The sequence below is a fragment of the Paraburkholderia ginsengiterrae genome (assembly GCF_001645125.1).
GTDB lineage: Bacteria > Pseudomonadota > Gammaproteobacteria > Burkholderiales > Burkholderiaceae > Paraburkholderia > Paraburkholderia ginsengiterrae.
Window position 1 is genome coordinate 59,387 of the sequence record NZ_LXKA01000221.1, and the last position, 18,532, is coordinate 77,918.

The 18,532-nt window shown below is 60.5% G+C and carries 18 protein-coding genes; 16 read left to right on the forward strand and 2 right to left on the reverse strand.

Translation table 11 applies throughout. The features are described 5' to 3' along the window. Positions 1-10: 10 nt before the first annotated feature. The 5 genes from A6V37_RS16835 to A6V37_RS16855 are packed head-to-tail and all read left to right on the forward strand — an operon-like array spanning position 11 to position 3,849. Complete coding sequence (locus A6V37_RS16835) at positions 11-760, forward strand: SDR family NAD(P)-dependent oxidoreductase (protein ID WP_064270376.1); 750 nt, start codon at positions 11-13, stop codon at positions 758-760. Between the two features lie 17 nt (positions 761-777). Then, a complete protein-coding gene (locus A6V37_RS16840; RefSeq protein ID WP_064270377.1) occupies positions 778-1,659 on the forward strand; it encodes a beta-keto acid cleavage family enzyme in 882 nt (293 codons plus the stop codon). A gap of 52 nt (positions 1,660-1,711) precedes the next feature. Then, on the forward strand, positions 1,712-2,689 hold the full coding sequence (locus A6V37_RS16845; protein ID WP_064270378.1) for a quinone oxidoreductase family protein: 978 nt from the start codon (positions 1,712-1,714) through the stop codon (positions 2,687-2,689). Continuing rightward, the gene (locus A6V37_RS16850) at positions 2,686-3,039 is read left to right on the forward strand and encodes a cupin domain-containing protein (protein ID WP_064270379.1); all 354 of its coding nucleotides are present in this window, start codon (positions 2,686-2,688) and stop codon (positions 3,037-3,039) included. The genes A6V37_RS16845 and A6V37_RS16850 overlap by 4 nt, the downstream gene beginning before the upstream one ends. 57 nt (positions 3,040-3,096) lie before the next feature. Further along, on the forward strand, positions 3,097-3,849 hold the full coding sequence (locus tag A6V37_RS16855) for an AraC family transcriptional regulator (protein WP_064270380.1): 753 nt from the start codon (positions 3,097-3,099) through the stop codon (positions 3,847-3,849). A gap of 32 nt (positions 3,850-3,881) precedes the next feature. Here the strand turns inward: A6V37_RS16855 and A6V37_RS16860 are convergent, their stop codons facing one another. Then, positions 3,882-4,970 (reverse strand): LacI family DNA-binding transcriptional regulator, encoded by a 1,089-nt coding sequence (locus tag A6V37_RS16860; protein WP_064270381.1) that lies wholly within the window; start codon positions 4,968-4,970, stop codon positions 3,882-3,884. A 320-nt stretch (positions 4,971-5,290) separates the two neighbouring features. Between A6V37_RS16860 and A6V37_RS16865 the strand changes: the two genes are divergently transcribed. The 11 genes from A6V37_RS16865 (at position 5,291) to A6V37_RS16915 (ending at position 17,454) form a co-directional block, all read left to right on the forward strand. Next, entirely contained in the window at positions 5,291-6,289 is a 999-nt protein-coding gene (locus tag A6V37_RS16865) for a sugar ABC transporter substrate-binding protein (RefSeq protein ID WP_242665901.1), read from the forward strand. Positions 6,290-6,333: 44 nt separating this feature from the next. Continuing rightward, on the forward strand, positions 6,334-7,803 hold the full coding sequence (locus A6V37_RS16870; protein ID WP_242665902.1) for a sugar ABC transporter ATP-binding protein: 1,470 nt from the start codon (positions 6,334-6,336) through the stop codon (positions 7,801-7,803). Positions 7,804-7,806: 3 nt separating this feature from the next. Continuing rightward, positions 7,807-8,778 carry an ABC transporter permease gene (locus A6V37_RS16875; RefSeq protein ID WP_244174041.1) on the forward strand — a complete coding sequence of 324 codons (972 nt, stop codon included), beginning with the start codon at positions 7,807-7,809 and terminating at the stop codon, positions 8,776-8,778. After that, on the forward strand, positions 8,775-9,782 hold the full coding sequence (locus tag A6V37_RS16880) for an ABC transporter permease (RefSeq protein WP_082902815.1): 1,008 nt from the start codon (positions 8,775-8,777) through the stop codon (positions 9,780-9,782). Before A6V37_RS16875 ends, A6V37_RS16880 begins: the two co-directional genes overlap by 4 nt. A 463-nt stretch (positions 9,783-10,245) precedes the next feature. Further along, entirely contained in the window at positions 10,246-11,364 is a 1,119-nt protein-coding gene (locus A6V37_RS16885; RefSeq protein ID WP_064270384.1) for a porin, read from the forward strand. 108 nt (positions 11,365-11,472) lie between these two features. Next, positions 11,473-12,603 (forward strand): YncE family protein, encoded by a 1,131-nt coding sequence (locus tag A6V37_RS16890; protein WP_064270385.1) that lies wholly within the window; start codon positions 11,473-11,475, stop codon positions 12,601-12,603. Between the two features lie 141 nt (positions 12,604-12,744). Next, positions 12,745-13,077: a hypothetical protein gene (locus A6V37_RS16895; RefSeq protein ID WP_064270386.1), complete on the forward strand. Its 333-nt coding sequence runs from the start codon at positions 12,745-12,747 to the stop codon at positions 13,075-13,077. A 172-nt stretch (positions 13,078-13,249) separates the two neighbouring features. Next, positions 13,250-13,813 carry a GlcG/HbpS family heme-binding protein gene (locus A6V37_RS16900; protein WP_131799917.1) on the forward strand — a complete coding sequence of 188 codons (564 nt, stop codon included), beginning with the start codon at positions 13,250-13,252 and terminating at the stop codon, positions 13,811-13,813. A 39-nt stretch (positions 13,814-13,852) separates the two neighbouring features. Beyond that, positions 13,853-15,055 (forward strand): acetamidase/formamidase family protein, encoded by a 1,203-nt coding sequence (locus A6V37_RS16905; protein ID WP_064270387.1) that lies wholly within the window; start codon positions 13,853-13,855, stop codon positions 15,053-15,055. Positions 15,056-15,156: 101 nt separating this feature from the next. Then, a complete protein-coding gene (locus A6V37_RS16910) occupies positions 15,157-16,446 on the forward strand; it encodes an MFS transporter (protein ID WP_082902817.1) in 1,290 nt (429 codons plus the stop codon). Positions 16,447-16,494: 48 nt separating this feature from the next. After that, positions 16,495-17,454: a fumarylacetoacetate hydrolase family protein gene (locus A6V37_RS16915; protein ID WP_064270388.1), complete on the forward strand. Its 960-nt coding sequence runs from the start codon at positions 16,495-16,497 to the stop codon at positions 17,452-17,454. A gap of 64 nt (positions 17,455-17,518) precedes the next feature. Here A6V37_RS16915 and A6V37_RS16920 read toward each other — a convergent pair whose 3' ends face one another. Further along, entirely contained in the window at positions 17,519-18,385 is an 867-nt protein-coding gene (locus A6V37_RS16920) for a helix-turn-helix domain-containing protein (RefSeq protein ID WP_064270643.1), read from the reverse strand. Positions 18,386-18,532 lie beyond the last annotated feature (147 nt).

Here is an 18,532-nt window from a genome sequence, read left to right on the forward strand (position 1 = left end):
GAGGTCTCACGTGTCCAACACACTTTCAGGGAAGGTCGCGGTCATCCTGGGCGGAACCGGCGGTATCGGCGCCGCGGCAGCACGCCGCCTTGGGCAAGCCGGCGCCAGTGTCGTCGTTGTCGGTCAGCGTGATCTGGCGCGAGCGCAACGCGTGGCCGACGACTTGCCGGGCGAGGGCCACAGCGCGGCGCTTGCATCCATCACCGCGAGCGAAAGTCTGAACGCGCTGGCCGCTCTGGTGCGCGACCGGTATGGCCGCGCGGATATTCTGGTGAACACAGCGGGCTTCACCCAGCCCGTCAAGCATGCCGATCTGAACGCGCTCACCGACGAATTGATCGATGAGATTCTGAAGGTCAACTGGCGCGGCCAATTCGCGGCCATTCGCGCGTTCCGCGAACTGCTCGATGAATCGGGAGACGGCCTGGTCGTCAACGTTTCCTCGATATCCGGCACCACGGGCGTGGGCAGCAACATCGCTTACTGCGCGGCCAAAGCCGGGCTTGATGTGATGGCGGTCTCGCTTGGCCGTGCGCTTGCCCCTCGCATTCGTGTCCTGAACGTGTCCCCGGGAGTGGTCGATACGACTTTCGTGCCCGGCCGCGGCGACGACTTCAACGACAAGGTTGCCGCCACCACGCCGCTAGGGCGCATCGGGACGCCGGACGATATCGCGGCGGCCATCGAAACCTGCGCCACTCATCTGAAATTCAGCACCGGGGTGACCATCGTCGTCGACGGTGGACGTCGCCTGAACTAGTTGCAGCGAGGACCAGCATGCATTCCCGCAAGACCATCATTACTTGCGCTGTCACAGGCAATATCACCAAACCGGAGCAACATCCGGGGCTGCCGATCACACCCGGGCAGATCGCGACCGCGTCGCTCGAGGCCGCACAGGCCGGCGCGGCTGTCGTTCACATCCACGTGCGCGATCCCGAAACCGGGCGGCCCTCGATGGACGTGGCGCTTTACCGGGAAGTCATCGAGCGCATCCGCGCGGTGAATACCGATCTCATCATCAATCTGACGACAGGCCCTGGTGGCCGCTTTATCCCCAGCGATGATAATCCCCGAGTCGCGGCGCCAGGCACTACGTTGCTGCCGCCGGAAAAGCGCGTCGAGCATATTCTCGAACTCAGGCCGGACATTTGCAGTCTCGACCTGAACACGATGAACTCCGGCGGTGATGTTGTCATCAATACGCCTAAGAATGTCACGCGCATGGCGAACGTTATCCGCGAGGCGGGCGTCAAGCCTGAACTCGAGATATTCGACTCCGGTGACCTGCACCTCGCGCTGGATCTGATCAAGGAGGGCGTTCTTGACGGTCCGGGGCTCTGGACCCTGGTGATGGGCGTCAAATACGGCTTCTCGGCCAGTCCCGAAACTCTTCTCTACGCGCGTAACCTGTTGCCGCATGGCGCCGTCTGGTCGGCGTTCGGTGTCGGCCGGTCCGAATTCCCGATCGTGGCCCAAGCCTGGTTGGCGGGCGGCCATGTGCGAGTCGGACTTGAAGACAACATTTATATCGCCAAAGGCGTGCTCGCCGAAAGCAATGCCGCGCTGGTCACTCGTGCCCGCGACATTGTGCATTCGCTGGGCGGCGAATTGGCGACCTGCCAGGAAGCACGCGAGCTTCTGGGGCTGAACCGATAAGCGCGGTTCGGAACAGCTCGGCCTGTCATCTTGACCTATTAGGAAATAAATAATGAAAACGGTTCGTGTACTGGAAAAGAGCGCCGGCATCGACTCGCTCGATCTGCATATTGGCGCGCAGGACGCACCAGACGTCGACTTTGCCGAGTGTCTCGTGCGCGTGGTGAGTGCCGCGGTGAATCCGAGCGACGTGAAGGCGGTGCTGGGCTTCATGCCGCATGCGGTGTGGCCGCGTACGCCGGGCCGCGATTACGCCGGCGTTGTTGTCGAGGGGCCGCAGGAAATGCTCGGCAAGGAAGTGTGGGGCAGCGGCGGCGAACTGGGCATTCGTCGCGACGGCTCGCATGCCGGCTATCTTGCCGTGCCTGTGGGCAGTGTGCGCGCCAAGCCCGCCAATCTGACCATGGAGGAAGCGGGCGCGATCGGCGTCCCCTTCGTGACTGCTTTCGAAGGACTGCAACGGGCCGGGGGCGTGGAAGAAGGCGACGTCGTCCTCGTGCTGGGGGCCAACGGCAAGGTGGGGCAGGCGGCGATACAGCTTGCGACTCAGGCTGGGGCCAAGGTGATCGGCGTTGATCGCAAGAATGCATCGTACATCGGCCACGCGAACGCCGACGTGACCATGATCGACGCCTCGTCGCAGAACTTCGATGAGGTGGTTCGTGAAATGACAGACGGCCATGGCGCTGACATCGTGTACAACACGGTTGGCAGTCCATACTTTGAGAAAGCCAACAAGGCCATGGCGGTGCGAGGGACACAGATCTTCATTTCCACCATTGAACGTCCGGTGCCATTTGACATCTTCACGTTCTATCGAGGGCAGCACACCTATGTCGGCATCGATACGCTCGCACTCGACAGCACGGAGGGCGCGCACATTCTCGACGCGCTGTTGCCGGCTTTCGAGCGTGGCACGTTAAAGCCCTTTCCGATTGTCGAGGGTTTTGTCTTCGATCTCGCCGACGCGGCGCATGCGTATCAGGCTGTTTTCCGTGGCGCGGCTAACCGGGTTCTGCTCAAGCCATGAACGTCACCCGCTTCGAAGAGGCGCCTGAGTATTTTCCGCCCAACCACTTTTCGATGCGGTGTGTCCGGCTTCAAGGACATGAGGCCGGACCGGCGGAGTCGCTGTGGCTGGGTGTGTCGGCGATCGAGCCGGGCGGCTACACCACATTGGATGCGTCGCCGGTTGAAAAGCACTATGTGGTGCTGGAAGGTCAGGTCACCGTCGTGACCGGCGAGGGCGAGGTTGCTCTGTCGGCATTCGATTCATGCCGTCTCGCGCCTGGAGAGCGGCGTGCATTGCAGAACCGCTCCGGGCGACCGGCGAAGATTCTGCTGGCGATGCCGTTTCCGCAGCCCGGGCACGGCCGATGAGGCGGCTGTTGTGACAGGCGCACGCGAGCTTGCCATGGCGACCTGCAAGGGTTGCGCATGATGGTCACCACGAGTGTCGTGACGGATGTGCGGCTTGGCGCGGGTGAATATCGGCACGCCGAAACCGCCGCGGTCGGATGCTTTCTCTATGCGCGGCAGGGCGGTGCGTGGATAACAGCGGGACGGCGCGCATTCTGTGTGACGCAGGGCAATGGCATCTGGCTTCCGCCGGCCCACACACACAGCGTCTGCGCGGTGTATGGAGCCGACCTTTGCGCGCTTCGAATCGATACCGCTCTGTGCGCCGGTTTCGCACCGGCGGCCCGCGTTCTGAATTGTTCCGACGTATTGATCGCGATCTTCTCGGCGGCGCAGCGGTCGGTTGTCGAACGTTCGTATGCGGCAGTAGTGGCGCTGTTAGCCGATGAACTGCGTGTGGCGTCCGAAATTAGCGGAATGTTTTCTGTCCGCATGCCCTCGCCGGGAAGCCGCGTCGCGACGTTATGCGAGGCGCTGCTCATGCATCCAACCAAGGATCTGGCGATCGAGGACGCGGCAAGCCGGGCGGGAGTCAGTTGCCGCACGTTGAGCCGGATCTTCACGAAGGAACTGGACGCCAGTGTCGGCCGTTGGCGCCGGGAGGCGCAGGCAGGGGTGGCGATGTGCGCGCTGGTGCACGGAATCTCAGTGGCCGGGACGGCCCGTGCTCTTGGATTCACATCGAGCGCGTTTTCGACGTTCTTTAAATCGCGGATCGGCAATGCGCCGCGCGAATGGCTCGCGCGTCAGCGCATCAGGCCACCCGCATGAAGCGCGTCAGGTCGAACGTGGCCCTTATGTGATCAATCCGCCGAAGCAGATGCGGCTTTCGGTGCTCTCGCGCGCAGCGGTGTGCTGCGCGGTACGGCGGTCGAGCCGCGCACCATCAGTTCGGGAGGAAGCGTAATACGGTGTGGCGCTGCGCCCGGGTTCGCGATCATCCCGAGCAGGAGTTTCGCGGCCTGGCGCCCCATTTCGCGGTGCTGGATGCGCAGCGTGGTCAAGGGCGGATGGAGCATGTCGAGAAGCGGCATGTCGTTGTGACCGATGAGCGAAATATCTTTCGGGCACACCAGACGTTGTTCGGCGAAAACGTCATAGCATCCCAGCGCGATCAGGTCGTTCGCCGCAATGACCGCCGTCACGCTCTTGTGCTCCTTCAGCAGTTGGTCGCACGCCACCCGGCCCGCTTCGCGCGTGAATTCCGCGGCCTCGAGGATCACCGTTCCCGTCAGCCGATGCTGCTGCGTCGCCATCTGAAAGCCCTGGATGCGCGAGAGCCCGGTTGCCAGACGCTCAGGACCGGCGAGATGCGCAATCCGCTTGTGCCCCAGCTCCACCAGGTGATCGACCGCGAGCTTCATGGAGAGGAAGTCATCGTTGATCACTTCCGGCACCTGTCCGCCTTCCTCCGCGCGATTCACCAGCACGACGGGTATGCCGTCGATAATGCAACGGCGTACTAACGGGTCGTGACGGGCAGCGGTAGCGAGCACGAGGCCGTCGACCTGGCGCTCGAGCATCTGCTCGAGCATGCGTTCCTGATCTTTCGCCGTACCAACGGTGTTGGCGATCAGGACGCCATAGCCTTCGGCCGCGAGCTCTTCCTCGATGCCGCAGACGATTGGTGGGAATACTGGGTTCTCGATATCCGGCAGGCACACGCCGACCACCCTGGACTGGCCTCCGCGAAGCGCGGAAGCGAGCTTGTTCTGCCGGTAACCGAGCGATTTCGCGGACGCCAACACTCTGCGGACCACTTCGTCCCCAATCAGGTGACGGGTTGCGGGATTCAGGGCGCGCGAGACCGTCGACGCGTTGACCGACGCATGCTGCGCGACTTCGCGAATGGTGACGCGGTTCGTTGCCCGGGAGTCTGATGTTTTGGCCATGGAAGTCATTGTATAGATGCAAAGGGTTGCTCTCAATATTGCAGGTACAAACCCTACGTGCCGGAGGGTATAAATGAATTGACAACGATATCTGCGTGGATAGTGTATGCATACGTTTGCATAAAGATTTCCGTGCGGTAAAAAAGCCGCAACGGCATTCATAACGCGGCAAAAAACGGGCTGACAAGCGCCCCGTTTAGCAAACGATTGCATGAATTGTGCAAGGATTGGACGCTCGCCCGGGATGCATTCCCGCAACCGGGCCGCCATACCGGGCCCGCGCTTGAGGCCTGGCAAGAACACATCAAACGGAGACGACCTTGAAACTGACGACAAAACTGACGAGCCGACAGGCGAAAAAACGCATCCTCATCACCTGTGCGTTCGCACTGGGCATGGCCGCGGGATCAAGCGCGTTTGCAACGGGCGAGAGCGTTGCGGCCTTCTACAAGAATCAGGTCGATCCCCATTTCGCGCTCGTTCACGCCGGCGTCGACGCGGCGGCGAAGGAACTCGGCGTTTCGGTGACCCATTACGCGCCGACCCGGCCCAACGATCTCGGCGAGCAGCTCAGTGAGCTCGAAGACGTGAGTGTCAGAAAACCCAGCGTCGTGCTGTTCATGGGCGTCAATCCTCATGGCGTCGTTCCGGCAATCGAGAAGGTCAACGCTATCGGTATCCCGATCGTCAACTACAACGACCGGGTCGCCGGCGGCAAATTCGCCTCCGTCGTTGTCGCCGATGACTTCAATCTGGGGCTGGACGTCGGCCGCTATCTGCTGAAGAGCCTGGGTGGGAAAGGCAATGTCGTCATTCTGGAAGGTGTGAAGGGTTCCACCACGAGCGACGAGCGGGTGCGCGGTTTTCACAAGGCACTGGAAGAGTTTCCGAACGTCAAGCTCCTCGCGTCCCAGCCCGCGAACTATCAGCGTTTGCAGGCGCTTCAGGTCATGGAAAACCTGATTCAGTCGAATCCGAAGATCGACGGCGTGCTCGCGGCGGCGGACGTGATGGCGATGGGCGCGATCGAGGCATTGGAGGCGGCTGGCCAGAAGCAGACCAAGGTGGTCGGTATCGGCGGCGTGCCGGAGTCGGTGAAGGCCATCAAGGACGGCAGGCTGCTCGCGACCGCCGAGTTCAACGGCTATAAGATGGGCTGCATTGCCACGATGGCGGGCGTACGAACGGTGCGTAAGGAGTCCGTACCGCAGACCATTCTGATCAAAGGCATCGTCATCGACAAGACGAACTATGCGCCGTTCGAAGCGCCGGGCGACAAGCGGCAGTGTCCGAAGTGGGACGACATTGTGAGTAACTAACCATGGAAACAACCATTCCGACCCGTGACGTGCCTCTTCTGGAATTGCGCAAGATCTGCAAGAGCTTCCCCGGCGTGCGTGCTCTGACTGACGTCGACCTCAAGTTGTATGCCGGCGAGGTGCATATGCTTCTCGGGGAGAACGGCGCCGGAAAGTCGTCCTTGATGAAGGTGCTTTTCGGTGCGTATAGAGCCGACTCCGGCGAGTTCTTCGGCGACGGTCAACCGATAACCATCGAGTCGCCAGCTGATGCCAAACGGCTCGGCATTGCGGTGATCTTTCAGGAGTTCTCACTCGTACCGCATCTGAACATCGCGCAGAACATCTACCTGGGGCGCGAGCCGCGCAATCGCTTTGGTCTGATCGACCATCGCACGATGCATCTCGATGCCAGGGCCGCGCTAGAAGAGCTTGGACTTGCCTACGATACGCATGCGTACGCGGCCGATCTCGGCGTCGCGCAGCAGCAGATGGTGGAAATTGCCAAGGCGCTCTCGCACGAGGCACGCGTGGTGGTCATGGACGAGCCGACGGCAGCGATCTCCGATCGCGAGGCCGAGGCGCTGTTCAGTGTCGTCAGGAAGCTGCGCGCCTCCGGTGCGGCGATTGTCTATATCTCGCACCGCATGAAGGAGGTATTCGACCTGGGCGATCGCGTCACGGTACTGCGTGACGGTCGCCTGGTGCAGTCGATGCTGGCCACCGCGGCAACACCCGATGAACTGATCGCATTGATGGTGGGCCGCTCGGTCGGGACCGTGTACAAGCGCAACTACTTCGGTGAGCCGGGCGAAGTGGCGCTCGACGTGCGTCAGTTGACAACGGCCACCGGCGTTCGCGGAGTCGACCTGCAGGTCCGGTGTGGCGAGATCGTCGGACTCTCAGGACTGGTCGGCGCCGGGCGCACGGAGGTTGTGCGAGCGGTCTTCGGCGCGGACCCGATTCAAACCGGCCACGTCACTGTATTTGGGGCGCCTGTGACCGGCGGTCCGCACAAAGTCGCGGCGATGGGCGTGGGTCTGATTCCTGAGAACCGTAAGCAGGAGGGGCTTGCGCTCAAGCGTTCCGTGCATGAAAACCTGCTCACTGCCAGCTTGTGGAAACTGTTCCCGCGCGGATGGTATCAGGCGGAAAAAGCAAAGAGAGCGACCAGATCGCTCATCGATTCCTTGCGGATCGCACCGGGCGACCCCGGTAAGAGCGCCCGTGTTCTCAGTGGCGGCAATCAGCAGAAGATCGTGATCGGTAAATGGCTCAGTGCCGGTTGCCGCCTGTTCATATTCGATGAACCGACGCGCGGCATCGACATCGGCGCCAAGACCGAGATCTTCAACCTGATCGAGAAGCTGATCAAAGACGGCGCCGCAGTCCTGCTTATCAGTTCCGAATTGTCGGAGATCGTTCATGTTTGCGATCGCGCCTACGTGATGCGCGAAGGCGTGGTTTCGGGCGAGTTGTCCAAAGAAAACCTGAGCGAACAGAACATTCTTCGCCTGGCGATGCATGGGAGTTAAATGATGGAAGCAACGGTTGAAAGAATCAGCGTAATGCGAAAGCGGCGGCCAGTGCCGTCGATAGTCGCGGCGAGCGCCATACTCGCGGCGGCGGCGATGCTTGGAGTGCCCGGGTTCGCATCGAGTGGGAATATCACCAACATCGGCCTGCAGGTTTCGATCCTGCTCATGATTGCCATGCCGATGACGCTGGTCATTCTGAGCGAGGGGCTCGACCTCTCCGTGGGGGCGCTCCTCAGTCTCTGTGCGGTTGTCTTCGCTCAGACTCTGGGGTTGGGGTGGGGCATCGCACTGGCGTTATGTGCATCGGTGGCGGTGGGAACACTGACTGGCCTCTTCAACGGCGTACTCATCGCGAAGCTGGGGCTACCGCCCTTTGTCGTGACACTCGGCACGCTCGGCATTGCCCACGGTGTCGCGCTAGTGCTGACGGACGGCAACGCGGTTGTCGTCGCGAACCCCGGCGTGGCCCAACTCTACGCGTGGACCCTGCTCGGCATTCCGCTTCCGGTGATCTTTGCGCTCCTTGCTTATGCGCTCACTCATCTGTTGCTGTATCACACCAGGTTCGGCACGTATGTGTTCGCCATCGGCGGCAATCGGGATGCGCTGCTTCTCGCCGGTATCAAGGCCAAAGTGTTTCATATCGCGATCTATGTCTTCGGCGGCTTGATGGTCGGATTGGCCGCGCTGGTGCTGGTTGGCCGGATGAACTCGGCGGAGCCTGGGGCGGCCATCGGGATGGAGTTCGATGCCATTGCCGCCGTGGTGCTTGGCGGCACGTCGTTCGAGCGTGGCGAAGGATGGTTGTTCGGCACAGTCATGGGCGTTCTGACGATCGGCGTTTTGCGCAATGCCTTGAATCTGCTTGGCGTTGAATCCTCTCTTCAGGTGGTGTCCGTCGGGATGCTGGTGCTGCTCGTCGTCGTTGTCGACAGTGTGCGCAAGTCCAGAGCAAATGGAGCGAAAGCATGAGTATTCTGAACAACTCCCGCTTTGTATGGTCCCGCGTCAGTCAACTGGATGTGCGTCACCATGTCAGCGATGAAACCGCCACACTGATCTATCGCGCCGCACTTATCGTTCTGATTTCGCTGGCATTGGCTTTCGCGACGTCCGCGTTCTCCACCGCTCCCAATCTGCTCAATGTGCTTCGTCAGGCGAGCCTGATGTTCCTGCTTGCCTCCGGGCTCACGCTGGTGATTCTGTCCGGCGGCTTTGATCTCTCGATTGCGGCCAACCTTACGCTGTCGGCCTGTCTGGCGGCCGGTGTCATGAAGACTGGCGGGTCGCCCGTTCTGGCGGCGGCTATGGCGCTTTCATGCAGCACGCTGATCGGGCTGCTCAACGGTCTTGCCGTGACGTTGCTGCGCCTGCCGCCGTTTCTCGCCACCTACGGGATGCTTTGGGTCGTTCAGGGGCTCGCGTTTCATTACATGGGCGGCAACGAGATCTACGGCTTTCCCGCTGGGTTCAGAACGTTGGGCACCGGATTTCTTGGCGGCATTCCGCTGCCCGTCTACATGATGGCTTTCGTGCTCGTCGGCGCGACGATCATTACGGGGGCGCTCAACTTCGGCCGGGAAATCTACGCGATCGGCGCCAATAGCGAAGTGGCGCGGCTGTCGGGCATACCGGTGCGTAGGCGAAAAATCGCAGTCTATACGATAAGTGGTCTGATGTCGGGAATTGCCGCGCTCATCTATCTCGCGCGGGTCAATGCGGCCGATTCGGCCATGGGGGAACCGCTTCTGCTTCCCGTGATCGCGGCCATATTGATTGGTGGCACGTCCCTGTTTGGCGGCGCGGGAAGCTTGCTAGGCACGCTGTCCGGGTGCGTCATTCTCGCGCTGGTGATCGACGGCATGAACCTTCTGAATCTCAACGCTAACTGGCAGCCGTTGATCGTCGGCGCAGTCCTGCTCATTGCCGTGCTCGCGGACGTGCTCGGACGGGGTAGAAAAGAGCGAATCGGCTGACGTCGATTGCCAGCCATTGCCTGCGTCAGTCACGAAAACGGACGCTTTGATAAGTGGCGAGACTGCGAGGTCAAGGTCTTTGAGCTGATGTTCCGTATTATCTGGATAACGATCCGGTCGACACAAACGAGATCGCAAGACGGATCGGTTTAGAAAGTATCGCAGTGCCAGAGTAATCAATAAACGCCGTGGGCCTGAGAGCATCAATATCAGTACGGACTATTAATCAATTGTGTAGGTAGGGTTTGCAGAAGTGGGGTTTGAGGAAGGATTTGGCGTGCTGGTCGGCTGGCAAGCCGGCTAAGGCGGTGACACAGTCAATGTGACTGCCCTGTAAATACGTCGGGTGCTTCTTTAAGCCCACCTCTTTTGTCATAACAGTTCGTATAACGAAATAAAAATGAAGCCGTGAGTTCAGAAACGACCGGCAGTGAATCCATTACTTAGAGCGAGTGAGGAAGACATGAAAAGAAGGCTGATTGCCGCGGTCATTAGTGCGGGGTTGTGCAGCGCTGGTTTGAGCTGTGCGAGCTTTGCACAAAGCAGCATCACGATGGCGGGCAAGCTGGACGACGGTATTACGTTCGTCGACAACGACGGCGGTCACCACAATTACAAGGCCGACAGCGGTGTGCTGTTTCCGAATCTGTGGATATTGACGGGCGTCGAAGATCTGGGCGGTGGTATGAAAACCGTGTTCAAGCTGTCGACGCTGTTCAACCTGAACAACGGTCAGCTCAATCAGCCGAACACCTTATTTGGCCAGCAGGCATGGGTTGGCCTGCAAACCAACTACGGTACGCTGACATTGGGCAATCAGTTCGACTTCAGCGCGGATTTCTTTGGTCAGTTCAACGTGAGCGCGTCCGGCAGCGGCTACGCGATCCACCAGGGCGACTTCGACCATACCAACAACGACCGCCTGAAAAACTCCATCAAGTACACGAGCCCGGTATGGGGCGGGTTCACGTTTGGCGCGATGTACGGGTTCAGCAACGTGGCGGGAAGCTTCCATGACGGAAGCGGTTGGAGTGCCGGCGTGCAATACGCCAACGGACCTTTGACTGTGGCGGCGGCTTACACGTACCAGGCCACGCCTACGCTGGATCCCTACGCGCAAATCGGTGTCCACTCGTTCTTCAATGTGCCTGTCGCCACGGTCTCGGACAATACGGCAACCGATCTGATGCCCGAGTTCCAGATCCGCTCGCTAGGAACGCTCGGGGTCGGCGCATCGTATGCGATTGGAGACTTTACGCTCTACGGTAACTTTAGCGACACGGTCCTGAAGTACCAGAACGAGACTTCGGTCATGCACGTTTATGAAGGCGGCGCGACCTACCAGGTCACACCTGCCGCGCAGCTGGTTCTGGGTTATCAGCATACCGGCTTTGAAGGTCACACGTGGAACCAGGTGACTGCGGCGGCACTTTATTCGCTCTCCAAACGGACTCAGGTCTATATCTCCTCGGATTACCTGAAGGCGTCGTCCGGTGTGGACGCTGTGATTGGCGGAAGCTTCGCGCCCTCGCTGGCCGGTCAGCAGGCCGACGTGCGTATCGGTATGTATCACGCTTTCTAAGCACCCATATGGCGCGGCGTTGTCCGCGTCGTCATACCTGAATTGGGGAAGTGCTCCCCGTCCCAGCCGAAGCTGGAAATTTTAATGATTAATTGGAGGAGTCAACACATGAAACGCACATACCTTGGACTGGCTTTGGCGGGTACGTTGGCGGCCGGCGCTTATACGTGGGCCAGCAACGCGGCTGAGACCGCACCCAAATGGCTTGCCAATATTCCGGTGACGAGCGCCAAGCCGTTCGGCTTCGACATCAGCGCATCGGCGGACGGCAAGTACTACCTTGCGGACGGAGCGAACGCGACACTGGACGTATTCGACGCAAAGACGGCCACGTTGCTCGACCAGATCAAGGCGGACTTCGCCGGCATTGGCCCCAGCCATGACAAATCGGGTCCGTCGGGCGTCACGCCGGTGCCGGGTACGTCGCTGGTGTATGTGGGGGATGTCAACTCGGTCAAAGTGATCGACGTGGCGAGCAAAAAGCTGGTTAAGACGATTACCGTCAGCACATCCGGCATTCGCGCCGACGAGAGCTGTCTGGACCCCGAGCATCATGTCGTGATGTTCTCGAGCGGCGCGGAAGAGCCGCCTTTTGCCACCTTCATCAACACACAAACGCAGGAAGTGATCGGCAAACTCCCGTTGAAGGACTCGACCGGTCTCGAAGCGTGCGCGTATGACCCGAAGGGCAAGAACTTCGTATTGAACAACGATGGCACGAAGGCCAATCCGAAAGGGGAGGTCGATGTGATTCCGGTTGCCTCGGTTCTCCAAGGCAAGCCGGTCGTTGAGAACGTATTTGCACTGAAGGGCTGTGAAGGCCCGACCGGTCTCGCCATGGGCCCGGGCAACGATGCGCTGCTCGGCTGCGATCCGGATGAAGGCGGCAAGCAGACTACGGTGATCATCGACCGCACGAACGGCAAAACGCTCGCCGAACTGCCGTTCGGTGGCGCGGACGAAGTTGTGTACGACCCGGTGTCTAACCGCTACTTCCTGGCTGCCGGCCACCATTCGGCGGACAACGTCTCGCAGGTGGGCAGCAAGACGGCGAAGTTCGACCCGGCGCTGGGTATCGTCGACGCGGCTACGCGCAGCATCGTCGCGATTGTTCCGACCACGATGGGCGCGCACTCGGTGGCGGTGGACGGCGAGTCGCATCGTGTCTTCGTGCCGCATGGCCCGGGCCACTCGGAAGAGTTCGCGGGCGCGGGCGTGGCGGTATTCGCGACCCAGTAAGCGATGCAGTACTTGAGCCAATAAGCAAACCGATAAGCGGCCCAGCCGTTGTCCGGCACACTGGCGCGCGCCGGATGGCTAAGGGTCGCGCCATCGCGGCCCGTCTATCTTCACTCATCCAACTTTCAAAGAGACTCAATCATGGTCCAGTTTCGTGCAGTTTCAGCTGCACTCGTCGCAGCGCTTGGTCTGGTGCTTATCGAGGCGCCTACGGCAATGGCTCAACAACCGGCTGGTGGCGATCAGGCATCGGCGTCGATGAGCGCCTCGACACCCAAGCAGATCGCCAAAGCTCAGCGTAAAGCCGCGCGCAAGGCCCGCCGGGAAAAGAAGAACGCGGAGTTGAAGGTGCTTGAACAGAACGGCTACAAGGAGTCGGGCAGGCAGGATAACTATCCGCAGAATCTCACGGATGCGGAGCGCAAGGCGGCTGCATCGAAGCAGGCAGCGCCGGCGCCCGCTTCGAGTCAATAAGTCGCGCGAGTTTGAGGGGGGCGCCTGGGAGCTGCGTCCTTAGCGACAAGCCCGAAAAAATTATCGGACTTGTTGGTAAGCGCGTGATCTCTCTGGTTATTGCGACGCGTGCCCCCCGGCATAAGCTTCATCTATCGAGCGCTGCTCGAGGTGTCACGAAGAGGAGACTAGCTTGAGATTCTGTCTTTCAGCCCGGTTAAGCAAGGCCGTATTGGGCGCGTTACTCGGGTCGGCATGCCTCGCCTTTCTGGGCAACGTGCGTGCGGCTGACATGGCCGGCGCACAACAGGCAGCGTCCCCGCTTGCAAGCTATTCGCTGAGTATGAAGCAGGCAATGAAGCTGGTGGAGATCGCAACGGCAACTGCGCAAAGCCGCCATCTCGCGATGAGTTTCGCCGTGCTTGACCCGGGCGGCCATCTCATCATGGCCGTGCGCATGGACGGCGCGCCCTTTGTCAGTGTCGAATTCGCGCGCGGCAAAGCGTTCGCTTCCGTTGCTCTCGGCGGCCAGTCCGGCGCAACGCTGGAGCAGCGCTTCAAGGACGATCCTTCGGAGTACAGCAATGTTTCGGGTGCGGGTTATTTCGCTCCGTTTCTGCCGGGACGGGGTGTGTTTCCTGTCTTCGCCGATGGGCACCTGTTAGGCGCGATTGGCGCGAGCGGTGCGCCCTCCGAGATCGACGATCAGGTTATCAAGAGTGCAATTGAAGCAATCGGTGCATCGACCGTGCGATGACACGTCGTGTCCTACTGAAACGATTTAGGGAAGATTGTTATGAAACGCGAAACAGAACAACGTGATGACGTGAGCGCAGCAGCTTCTGCTGAGGATCTGCGTGCCTCGACATCCGACGCTACGGACGCTTGCCGTCGATCGATACTGAAGCTGGGTTTCGGCGCGTTTGCAGCCGGCGCTCTGGGTTTGTCCGGCGCAGTTCGCGCGCAAAGCGGCACGTCGCAGACATCGGCTGCTGAACATGCGTCGCGCGAGGGGCAGACCATCAAACTGGTGCCATCGCTCGACACGGTAAGGGTCGGGCAGATCGAGCCCAGTGCGCCGACGGCGGTCACGATCAAGTCAGGCGATACCGTCTGGTATGACGGCACGTGGACCAATTGGGGTAACGAAGCGAAGTATGGGCTGACCTTCAAGGAGCGCGAGCCGATTCGCAAGAAGTACCCCAACGGTCCGTTTTCGCTGATCGGTCCTGTTTCGATTATCGGTGCCGAGGCGGGCGATCTGGTCGAATGCCGCATGCTGAAAATGCGTCCGATCGACTGGGGATGGAATTCCGCGCCTCCCGGTGTCGGCGCTTTGCCGCACGATTTCAAGCCCTATCTGCGCTATCTGAAATTCGACAAGGAGCGGACCGCTGCTGCCTATGTGCCGGGCGTCAATATTCCGCTCAATCCATTTCAGGCGTATATCGCCGCGCAGCCGGCCGGCGAGAAGCCTGTCAGCGCAAATCTTGCCGGCAACTACGGCGGCAATCTGGACTGTGCCGTGCTCGGCGTGGATACGTCGATCTTCCTGCCTGTGCAGGTGAGCGGCGCGCGAGTGTGGACGGGCGGCTCCATGGGCGCTTCGGGTGAAGGTAACGTCGATCAGACCTCGATCGAGACGGCCTTCGAAGAGATGCGCATCCAGTACATCCTGCACAAGGGCGCTGCACTGAATGTGCCGATGGCGGAGACCCCCGACCACTGGATCGGCTTCGGTTTTTCCGACTCCCTCGAAAACTCGCTGGTCGCCTGTCTGCGCCAGATGATCAGCTGGCTGTCCGGCGCGACCGGCATTGCACCGGAAGATTGCTACGGCATCTACAGCGTGGCAGGCAGCTTCCGTGTGACGCAATACGCCAATCAGACCGGAACGGTTTACTCGACGATTCCACCCAAGGGTATTCATTGCATGCTGCCCAAGCGGATTTTCACCGCCGCGCTGCATGAGCGCATCGCAAGGTCCATACGGGCTTGAGTCAAGGGCGGGGCGTCAGTTCAACAGCCGTTTGTTCATGCAAGGCTACAGCGTTTAAGCGGGGCCGCGTGCTCGCGCATGGTTTGCAAGGAGATGATTCGATGAATGCGAAAGACCCGAAACCGTCCATGGAAGGAGGCCAGGCCGGAACACACCGCGCGGGGCCGGTGTTGGCCTTGCTGGTGTGTTTCCTTGTGATCGTTCTGGACGGCTTCAACACCACGTCGATCTCCTTTGTCGTGCCGAAACTCGCTCATGAATGGCAACTGGCGCCCGCGCTCTTCACCACGGTTTTCGTGGCGACGAACATAGGCGCGGCGATCGGCTTCATGATTTCCGGCCCGCTCGCTCAACGATTCGGACACCGTTACATTGGTCTTGCCAGCGTTGTGCTGTTCGCCGGGAGCACGCTGCTGACCTCGTTGGCGGGCAATATCGCCAGCCTGTCCGTCATGCGCCTCGCTGCAGCGATCGGGCTCGGCGCCGCACTGCCTATCGCCATTGCGGCGGCGGCCGGCATCATTGGCGCGAAACATAAGGTCGCGGCATCCCTGCTCGTGACGACCGGCATGTCTGTGGGCGCGGTCACGGGCGGCGTGGCGGGTGGTCCGCTGATGAGTCACTTCGGCTGGCAGTCTATCTTCGTGACCGGCGGTGTCCTTCCTTTCCTGCTGGTTACCGCGTTCTTTCGCATCCTTCCGGCGCGTAGCCCTGCGACAACCGAACCCAACGCCGTACGGGCATCCAACCCGCTCAAGGCCCTGTTCGAAAATGGCCTTGGCGCCTACACGTGCCTGTTGTGGGTGTTCTCGTTCTTGATCTTCATGGACGTGTACGCGTTGTTGTTCTGGGTACCGACGCTGCTGGTGGATTTCGGCTTCTCAACGGAACACGCATCGGTCGGCATGGCTGCTTTCAGCATCGGCGGTCTGAGCGGCAACATTCTGATGACCGGGGCGGTGACGATGATGACGCTGGCCGGCAGGCTCAGGGTGAAATCGGCGCTGGTTCTGGGCTTGTTGCTGGTGATGCTCGGCATTGTCGGCCTGAGTCAGGCGACGGTGACACCGGCCCTCGTGCTGCTGCTGATCGGCGTGATCGGCGCCGGTCTGGTCAACGGCATCATGGGGCAGACCGCGCTTGCCGTTGCTTTCTATCCGCCGGAGATTCGCGCGACCGGAGTCGGCTGGGGTCATGCGATCGGGCGGGTCGGTTCCTTCGTGGGGCCGGCGATTGGGGGAGGCTTGCTGTCGCTCGGTTGGCCGGTGCGCGAAATTCTCCTCACCTCCGTTGCGCCCGCCGGCGCCGCCATTCTCGCGCTCGCGGCGCTATCGCTGGTTGGCCGTAGAGCGGTTCAAAAGTTTCCCGAGAGTGCCGTGGCGGAGAACTGAAATTCGCCACGTCATGCTCTTCAATCCAACGCAAAGACATTCTCGATCATGAAGATTATTGCTTACTCCGACGGTGGCGGTATCGCACTTGGAATCGTCACTAGCCCGACTCATTTCATTGCAGTCTCGGACATCGCTCCAGACCTGCCCTCCAGTCTCATTTCGATCCTTGAGCAGGAAGATGGCCTCACGCGGCTGCGGCAAGCGGCAGAGGGCCGGCAAGGCGACCGGGCGCTCGCCGAAGTCACACTCAAGCCCTTCCTGGACCGCCCGAACGCGATGTGGGCTTTGGCATTGAACTTCAAGAGCCATATTGCGGAGACGGGACTTCAAACGTCGATGGAATATCCCCACCTTTTCATGCGCACGGCGGCGTCTTATGTCGGCGCCGGCGAGCCGATTCTGGCGCCGGCGGAATCCGTGGCACGCGCGTTCGACTACGAGGGCGAACTCGGTGTCGTGATCGGCGCACCCGGGCGTTATATTCCCGTGGAGCGAGCGCTGGAACATGTGGCGGGTTACACGTGCCTCAATGAAGGTTCCGTTCGCGAGTTCCAGATGCACAACCGTCAATTCGGCCTCGGCAAGAACTTCGAAGCGTCCGGGTCCTATGGACCGTGGTTGATGACCCGTGACGAATTCGGCGATCCTGCGAAGCACACGGTGATGACGCGCATCAACGGCGTGGTTCGTCAGAGCGCACCGCTCGACGACATGCTGCTGAGCGTGGCGCAAGTGATCAGCTATCTGAGCCAGGGTTATCGTTTGCGGCCTGGCGACCTGATTGCGATGGGAACGCCGGGGGCATTGAAGCCTCAGCCGGACGATGTCGAGGGCAACGATCTCTCGCGTCAATACGGTCCCTTTCCGACACCAGGGCTCGTGCATATGCGGCCGGGCGATTGGGTCGAGGTGGAGATCGATGGACTGGGTGTGCTCGGCAATCCAGTGGCCGCCGACTCGTCCATTAGTGAAAGCGGTTACGCGGTGCGAAAGTCCGCGGCCTGAGGCCGGTTAAAGTCAATCGGGCTCTCGGAGGGTGTGGGGATCGTTCGGAGCCCCACACCACCGTTCAGTCGCGCTGCTTATCCAGCGTTACCGAATGCCTGCGAAACTCACTGGGTGGCACACCCATGTGTTGCGCGAAGAAGCGTGTGAAGTGGCTGTGTTCTTCGAACCCCAGCTCTTCGGCTACGTCGGAAAGCGGTTTATCGCTTGCGCCAAGCAGCTGGATCGCATGAGACATGCGGACCCAGTCGATATAGTGCTGCGGCGAAATACCCATGCATACCCGGAACTGCTGGAAAAATCTCGACCTTGACAGGCCGACTTGAGCCGCCACCTGGGCAACCGTGGGGTTGGTCAGCGAAGCGTGCTTGATGAAATCCACTGCTTTGCGGATGCGAAAATCAATCGGTCTGCCTGACGGCACGATCCCGGCCGTCAACGCGGGATCCGCAAAATCACGTCCGAGTGCGGTCACCAGATCCTCGAGAATGGGCATGCAATCGTCGTCCTGAGCGACCAGGTGGTTGGTGATCGCCGCGGCGATACGATCCACGTGATGCCGTACGTCCGGCGTGACGACCACCTCTGCCTTCGGAAAGATGGCCGCTGTGCCGTTTTCCGCGAGTTTCAATTGCTGGCGCAACCAGGGGGCTTCGATAACGAGCGAAAGGATCAGGGAAGGTTCGTCTTCGCTGCTGCTCTTCGAATGTTCGACCCACGGATTCAGACAGATTGCCCGTTCGGCTGTCAGCGCGCAGTCGTCCGCGCCGATGCGGAAGTTGCAGTTGCCTCCGCCGAGTTTGAAGAGGAACTGGTATTGGGCGTGAGCGTGAGCGACAAGCGGGCGGCTGATCAGATTCACCGTTGCGCGCCCGAAACTTCCTTGCAGAATCCAGACGGGCTTGTCTCCATCAATTGGTCCTGTTGTCATACCCAACATTTTCTCCACGCGGAACGCGGCGGTGCATGATGCTTTGCCGGATTCCATGAACACAAAAGAGACGCTTTGGTAAGCGGCGAGATCTTGCGGAAAGCCAGTCGATAGACAAATCGCATAAACGTCACTTAAACAAAAGTA